Annotated in this window: 5 protein-coding genes and 4 pseudogenes; 2 read left to right on the forward strand and 7 right to left on the reverse strand. The window is 42.3% G+C overall.

From position 1 onward, the window contains the following. Positions 1-34: 34 nt before the first annotated feature. Positions 35-784 (forward strand): phytanoyl-CoA dioxygenase family protein, encoded by a 750-nt coding sequence (locus I8U19_RS16440; protein WP_232337307.1) that lies wholly within the window; start codon positions 35-37, stop codon positions 782-784. A 387-nt stretch (positions 785-1171) separates the two neighbouring features. On the opposite strand, the pseudogene cas2 reads toward I8U19_RS16440, so the two are convergent. The 7 genes and pseudogenes from cas2 to I8U19_RS16470 all read right to left on the reverse strand — a co-directional run bounded on the left by cas2 (position 1172) and on the right by I8U19_RS16470 (position 5996). Beyond that, a pseudogene (gene cas2, locus I8U19_RS16445) lies at positions 1172-1436 on the reverse strand (CRISPR-associated endonuclease Cas2). Positions 1437-1588: 152 nt separating this feature from the next. After that, positions 1589-1855 carry a hypothetical protein gene (locus tag I8U19_RS16450; RefSeq protein WP_198056543.1) on the reverse strand — a complete coding sequence of 89 codons (267 nt, stop codon included), beginning with the start codon at positions 1853-1855 and terminating at the stop codon, positions 1589-1591. Positions 1856-1869: 14 nt separating this feature from the next. Then, positions 1870-2613 (reverse strand): CRISPR-associated endoribonuclease Cas6, encoded by a 744-nt coding sequence (gene cas6 / locus I8U19_RS16455; RefSeq protein WP_198056544.1) that lies wholly within the window; start codon positions 2611-2613, stop codon positions 1870-1872. A 1701-nt stretch (positions 2614-4314) separates the two neighbouring features. Beyond that, a complete protein-coding gene (locus I8U19_RS16460; protein WP_198056545.1) occupies positions 4315-4620 on the reverse strand; it encodes a hypothetical protein in 306 nt (101 codons plus the stop codon). Positions 4621-4661: 41 nt separating this feature from the next. After that, positions 4662-5024 carry a recombinase family protein gene (locus I8U19_RS16465; RefSeq protein WP_198056546.1) on the reverse strand — a complete coding sequence of 121 codons (363 nt, stop codon included), beginning with the start codon at positions 5022-5024 and terminating at the stop codon, positions 4662-4664. A gap of 151 nt (positions 5025-5175) precedes the next feature. Next, positions 5176-5262 (reverse strand): annotated as a pseudogene (locus I8U19_RS17805) (helix-turn-helix domain-containing protein); the annotation flags it as partial. A gap of 139 nt (positions 5263-5401) precedes the next feature. Next, positions 5402-5996: pseudogene (locus tag I8U19_RS16470) on the reverse strand (IS5 family transposase). Between the two features lie 135 nt (positions 5997-6131). Here I8U19_RS16470 and I8U19_RS16475 point away from each other — a divergent pair. Further along, positions 6132-6571, forward strand: a pseudogene (locus I8U19_RS16475) (transposase); the annotation flags it as partial.

The following is a 6571-nucleotide window of genomic DNA, read 5'->3' on the forward strand; positions in this document are numbered from 1 at the left end:
CAAGGTTCTTTAGCGATGGAGGGAGGATTCCGAAATGAACGAAAAATTAACGAAAGGGAATCATGATTCACTGACAATTACCACGCCTTTGAATCAACGTTTGAATAACGAGCCCCTTCGGGTTCTCAGTGAAGAAGATTGGGAGTTCTGGCAGGAAAATGGTTATGTCATCATCCACGATGCTGTTCCCCAAAAAAACATTGATCGCTTAGTCGACTTGATCTGGGAGTTTGAAGAAAAAGCCCCGAATGATCCATCTACCTGGTATACAGCGCCGCGGCGAGAAATAAAGATGAAAGAGCTGGCGGGTACCGGAATGGTTGAGTTATACCATCATCAGTACCTGTGGGACAATCGCATGAATGAAAAAATCTATAACGCCTTTGTTGACATTTGGGGAACAGAACATTTATGGGTGACCATTGACCGGTGTAACCTTAACTTTCCAGTAAAACCTGGTCATGAGTACAAAAGCTTTATCCATTGGGATATCGATACTTCATTAAACCCGATTCCCGTTAATGTCCAAGGGATTTTATCGCTCGTGGATACCGATATGGATATGGGAGGATTTCAGTGCATCCCTGAATTGTACAGAAATTTCGTTGAATGGGTCAAAACCCAACCTGCTGATCGAGATCCTTACAAACCGGATATAACCGGCTTTACTCCTACCAAAGTGGTTACCAAAGCCGGTGACCTCCTCATAATGGTTCACACTCTTTGTCAGGAGACGTTTTTCCTGCCATCCCTTCCAATCCACGTTAAAGAAAGACAGGGATAGAGAGCAAGCTTCAATACCTCATAGGTAGTTCCTAAACTTACAGCCATGTAAACACGATTCAAAAGATGGCAATGTTTCAATTCCTTATAGGTAGTTCCTAAACCTGGTCACGTCCGGCAAGTGGTACAGCTATTACGATGGTGGTTTCAATTCCTTATAGGTAATTCCTAAACAAAGAGAAGGAAAGTCAAATCCGCGAGGGATGGTTTTAGTTTCAATTCCTTATAGGTAGTTCCTAAACCCCGAAAACCCGCATAAAATTTTCCTTTATTTTAGCACATTCTTTTTCTCTTATTCACTCAAGAAACAAATGAATTAAAAAATAAAAGAAAAAATGTCGTAGATCCACGGGGTTTTTTGCACCACTTCCGATCGACGACGAAAGTGTCATAAGAAGTTGTCCAATGGACTCTTTTCCAACCCTAACACTTCCCGTTTGGAATAGGTTAAGGTCCTAAATGTGTAAATTATAACGGAATCTTCACTCTTATCGATCAATCGGTTAAGTTCGTGTTTCAGCTTATAAAGATTGCTTGGAGTAATTTCCCCCTCAAACACGGAATTTTGTACCCAATGGAGATAGACACGACATTTTTTCAACACCTTGGCAACCCTCTTCTGATTCACGTCATTAGACCAATATGACGAACAAGCCATTGTTCCTCCTACCATAACGATTTATAAGGCTCGTACTCTTCTTCCCCAATCAAATGTTTTTGGATTTTGTAAAGTTCCATGCGGATTAATGACCGATAGGAAACATTTCTCCGTAATTTTCGATGTTTGATAGTGGCTTGAAGCCTTTCATCGAATTTTCTCAAAAACAATGAACAGGCTTCGTCCTTCAGAACCACTCCTTGAAATTCCTTGCTGAAATCTTTTGCTCGAAGTCCCTTTTTCAATAAAGACAGGAGGTTTCTTCAACTTGGGACATAAAAAAGTCCCCTTCACGTCGGGAACTATCAAGTGGGGATATTTTTGAGGATGAATGGATTGGGTTTGGATCTCAACCAAACTTTTTCCTGATTTTTGAATACTTCTTCTCCCTAACTTAGCAATTGCTTGAATCAACAAGTTCACCTCCTTCAATCATTTACAGTGATAAATCCCATACCTATGCCATTCTTCCCCCCAAGTCCCATGTCATAGGCGATTTTCTGCAGTCTGGCATCCCCTTCCATGCCAAAAACCCCCATCCACCCTTTGATAATCAAGGACTTGTAACGGATCGTGTGTTGCCGCAATCCATCCTTTTCTCCACCTACTGGCCATATTGAAAAAGGAGCATCGCTCAGATTCAAGTTGTGAAAAGCCAGCGCTTTTTTTACCAGATTCCGGCGCAACAACTCCGAAAATTGCGGATCCCTCGCATCATAATAATGGGTCACTTTTCTTCCGTCTGGCGCGGTTAAAGTGGAATACATCGTGATCGGCGAAAGTGTCCGAATGAAGGTTTGTTTTTCAAAGACAGAATCTGGCAACATCTCTACATCTGAGATGGAAACTTGAGTCTTGCCCAACTGAATACCATCCCGTTTAAACAAATTTTCCAAGAGCAACCGAATTAACCGCTCCCAAGGAGAGCTAAGATATAAAGCAACTGGAGAGTGAAAAACGATTTGTGTCCGGTTAACCTCATACCGTCCTTGCAGCCATGAGAAGGAAAGGGGCTTGAATGACCGTTTTTCCCACAGAAACCCCTGGTTGTGAAGGAACTCCTTCACAGTTGGATCCCCAATCAGCTCATAAATGACCGCTTGGAGGATATGTTGGTAATATTTTGGAAGCGGTATGGGTTTATCCGAATTCATGATGATTTTTAGCCTCATCCTTTTTCATCCTTATCATTGCTTGGTTGTAATACAACGTTCAATCATGTTTCAACACGCGTATCGTTCATTACTGAAGAGAGAGAACGACTTGGCTTTTCGGACCGGCGCTCAGCCTGATTTTTACGTTCTGGAATCGTGTCAGGAATGAAGAGATAATAGCAGGTTTACCAAGAACCATAACTCTCAGGGAGGTCTCTCCAAGGTACTCTTCCAAAGGATCCCGTTTAAAACGATCCGGTGGTCTAGATATTCCCATACAAAATATTATATTTTTTCATTTTACATAGAATATTCATGAGACACGCCCTGGAATAGAATGATTAGAACCATTTTCTGCCCCTTGCCGAATCGCTCTCTTTTGTCGTCAAATTAAACAGACAACTAAAAAGGAGCAATCTCAGCTCCAAATTAGTACAAACATGTATCATCACAAAACATTGTTATCTTATAGGTACTTCATAACCACTTCCATTGCGTTATGTCCCGATTATCAGATCAATGTTTCAATACCTTATAGGTACTTCATAACCCCCAAAAATCCGCATAAAACCTTTCATTATTTTAGCACATTCTTGTTACTCATTCATCATTAAACAAAGACAAATGTCATCAATCCCCAGTTTTTTGACTACTCCTGATCGACGATATAAAATTCGCGCTAATCATTCACGTCTAACCCGCCCGAAAGGCTCGTGAAAGTGCCCTCATATCCTAGAAGAGATGGTCATTCATCGTCTTCGCCCCTATTCATCCCAAAAATGAGCTTCATTTAGGCTTCTGCCCGACAATTTTTATTGAACATCTCTTGAATAAATTTAACGACTAACTTTCCAAATCCAAACCTCAATAAACTGAAATCCAACCAACCCCGATCAGGTTGCCTTTTTTGTCGAAGATGTCCCGTTCCACCAAGTCTCCGGTACTGTTGTAGCCATTATAATTTTCATTTTAACTCAGCGGTCCATTTACGCCACCCCATAAAAATAACCCCTCTTAAGCCTCCTTCGTCTAGACTTTATCTCTCGTCTGGAAGCGTATTGATTATCCAGTGCTGTAATTTCATAGGATTGACCAATTCTGTTCAAACTGGCAGTAGTCGGTTAGTTTACTCATATCATTTACCTCCAGTTAGTTTTTATATAAATCGGAATATTTTTCCCTACTAACTCTGGATACTTTAAACACCAACTCTGGAAAATCGTCAATCCCTCTACGAATGAGCTTCCCGCCTTTGCTGTCATACATTTCAATCGTTACATTCGGGTGTTTTATAGCAAATCGCTCAATGACACCCATATATGGCTTTTTATTCCCATCTTTATCATGTTCATATCGAGTCACTCCACTCGAAACTGGGGCAAACATTGTATTCAAAGAAAGCTACGATCTTGTCTGTTTCTTTTCCTGGATATTTTTCACCCAACAGCTCTGATGAAGTAGCCCAGCATTTGATTGTACGCGAAGCAATTTTCCAAATTATTGACGATCGGAATCTTGGCCAACATCGGTTTGATTGATGCTGTGGCTTTATCGATCACTGGTTGGGCAAAACTGACAACCCCTACCGTTCCTGCTTCGAATAAACTGGCCTCTTACTACCCACATTACTTTCTCTTAACTCTTCCTTCAGCACTGTTATACTAACTGTAAAAAAAACCCCACCAAGTACACAAAAATGCCTAGTGAGGTATACAAAATCTAGTCTAACGAATTTCGTATATTTGCACATGCTCTTTTCACTAACTCGTGGATCTGGTCAATGTGCCAAATGCAGTCAGAAAGTTTAAGGTGGAGATGGATTAATTTTTCAACAATAAGATCAATATTTTTAACATCTAATTCTTTTATATCATGTATCAATTCACTAATTTGTGGCTGTAACTGAGTAAAATCGTTGAGATTTTCATATTCCTCCTTAAATTCATTTTGAGAAATAATAGGCGTTTTGCATCTAGCATTTAACTCCTCTAATAATTCTAAAATACTTCGTAAACTGTCAACCAATATTTTCAACTCCTTTTACCATTTGACTCTCCTACCCTGTTTTAATGCCGTATCGAGATAAAATCCATCAACTTTTTTGAGATGCGGTATGTCCGCTTGGAGCCATCTGAAAGCTTTTTGATCGTTCGTACAACGACCATATTGGACCTGCATTCACTGTACTTGCAGATTCCCAGCAAATCATTCCATGGGGTAATGTTGACCTTCTCACCATTCCTTTCTTTTGGATTGGCTTTTTCCCAGATTTCCCGGGAGACGATCGGCACATGATGATTTTTAAATACCAGCCATTTCGCCTGGGGGTTGAGGATTTGTTTCTTACGCCCACCGATCTTGATTTTGATATATTGATTTAAGATAAAATCTCCGCAATAAATGGGATTTTGGATCAAGCGCTGGACCAAGGTGCTTGAAACCCCATCCGTCCCTTGGGTATCAATCGAAGATCTGTCGGACGACCTGAGCTTTCTCTATGTTGATTTGCAAAAAGCCCCCCTCCCCCCTAAACACAAAAACCCCTGCCTTCTTTGCAAATGCGGCAGGGTCACATGCAAACTAGATCTTTAATTCGCCCAATCTTACCAACTCCACCACGGCTTGGGATCGTCCTTTGACGTTTAACTTTTGCATGACGTTACTGATGCGTACCTTTTGCAAACTTTAGGACGGGTTTATCTCAGACAAAAGGTGCAGAATGCCCCGATTCGTTCCAGAAAGGGCTGTTCACAGTCGGATAGACTGTTCCGAAGTTGGTATTTACTAGGGCGTGTCTGGTGAATCACTAATTGAGCCAAATCATCAGGGAAATCAAGGTAATGGCAGCACAAAAATAAACCGCCCGTTTTTCATAGCGCGTGGCAAAGCCACGCCATTGCTTCAGACGGTTAATACAAATCATGTTTCGACGTGCATATCGTTCTTTACTGAAGAAGAGAGGACGACCTTTCCCATCACAAGCAAGATGAATTTTGGTCGTCAGTCCTCCACGGCTCCGACCCAGTGCCTCATTTTGGAAGTGAGGATCCCCCTTTTTTGGGCGCGCCTACGGCGTGCTGATGAGCTCGGACGATTGTGCTGTCGACGAAAACAACCCAGTCGACATCGGAAACAGCATGGGAGTAGGTTTGGACATACTTCAGCAAGCGATCCCAGGTTCCATCCTTCTGCCAACGAGTAAAGCGATAATAGCAGGTTTTCCAGGAACCATAGCGCTCGGGGAGGTCTCTCCAAGGAGCTCCTGTCCCAAACTTCCAAAGAATCCCGTTTAAAATGGTCCGGTGGTCTTTCCATTGACCTCCACGCTTACCGTTTGAGGGTAACAATGGAGCAATCTTTTCCCAAGCTTCATCCGTAATTTCGTATCGCCGTCTCATCATAGATGTCCCCTTACGAAATGTTATGTTAATTTTCATTTTATCATGGAATCTTAGAATATTCACCGGACACGCCCTAGTGAAATTCCTCGGTTAGAATAATAGTTGTCAACCATTCCCAATCGAGGAGGTTTCACAATAGATCAATACCAGATTACCGTAGATTCGGAGATTTTGCACCACCTGTTTTTGAAAGATTCAAAAGATGATGCTGGAATCAGTTCTGAACCAGATCTTGAAGGCTCAAGTGACAAAACACTTGTCTGCGGAGCCGTATGAGCGTACAGAGGAACGCCAAGGCTACCGGAACGGCTCTTATCCCCATAAACTAACCACCCATGTAGAATTGCAGGACGAGCGGTACCCCTTCCTCATCGTCGATGCTATGGTACTCAGAGTCCGCGAGGAGGGACGTGTGCGGGCCAGAGGCGCTCTCATGGCTATTGGCGTCAACCAGGAAGGACACCGGGAAGTCATTAGCTTGATGCTGGGGGACAGTGAGTCTGAAGCCAGTTGGAACGAGTTTTTCAGCTGGTTGAAAAGCCGCGGGCTTTGTGGGGTGGATCTGGTGGTTTCAG

This window comes from Thermoactinomyces sp. CICC 10523 (genome assembly GCF_016055105.1).
Classification (GTDB): domain Bacteria; phylum Bacillota; class Bacilli; order Thermoactinomycetales; family Thermoactinomycetaceae; genus Thermoactinomyces_A; species Thermoactinomyces_A daqus.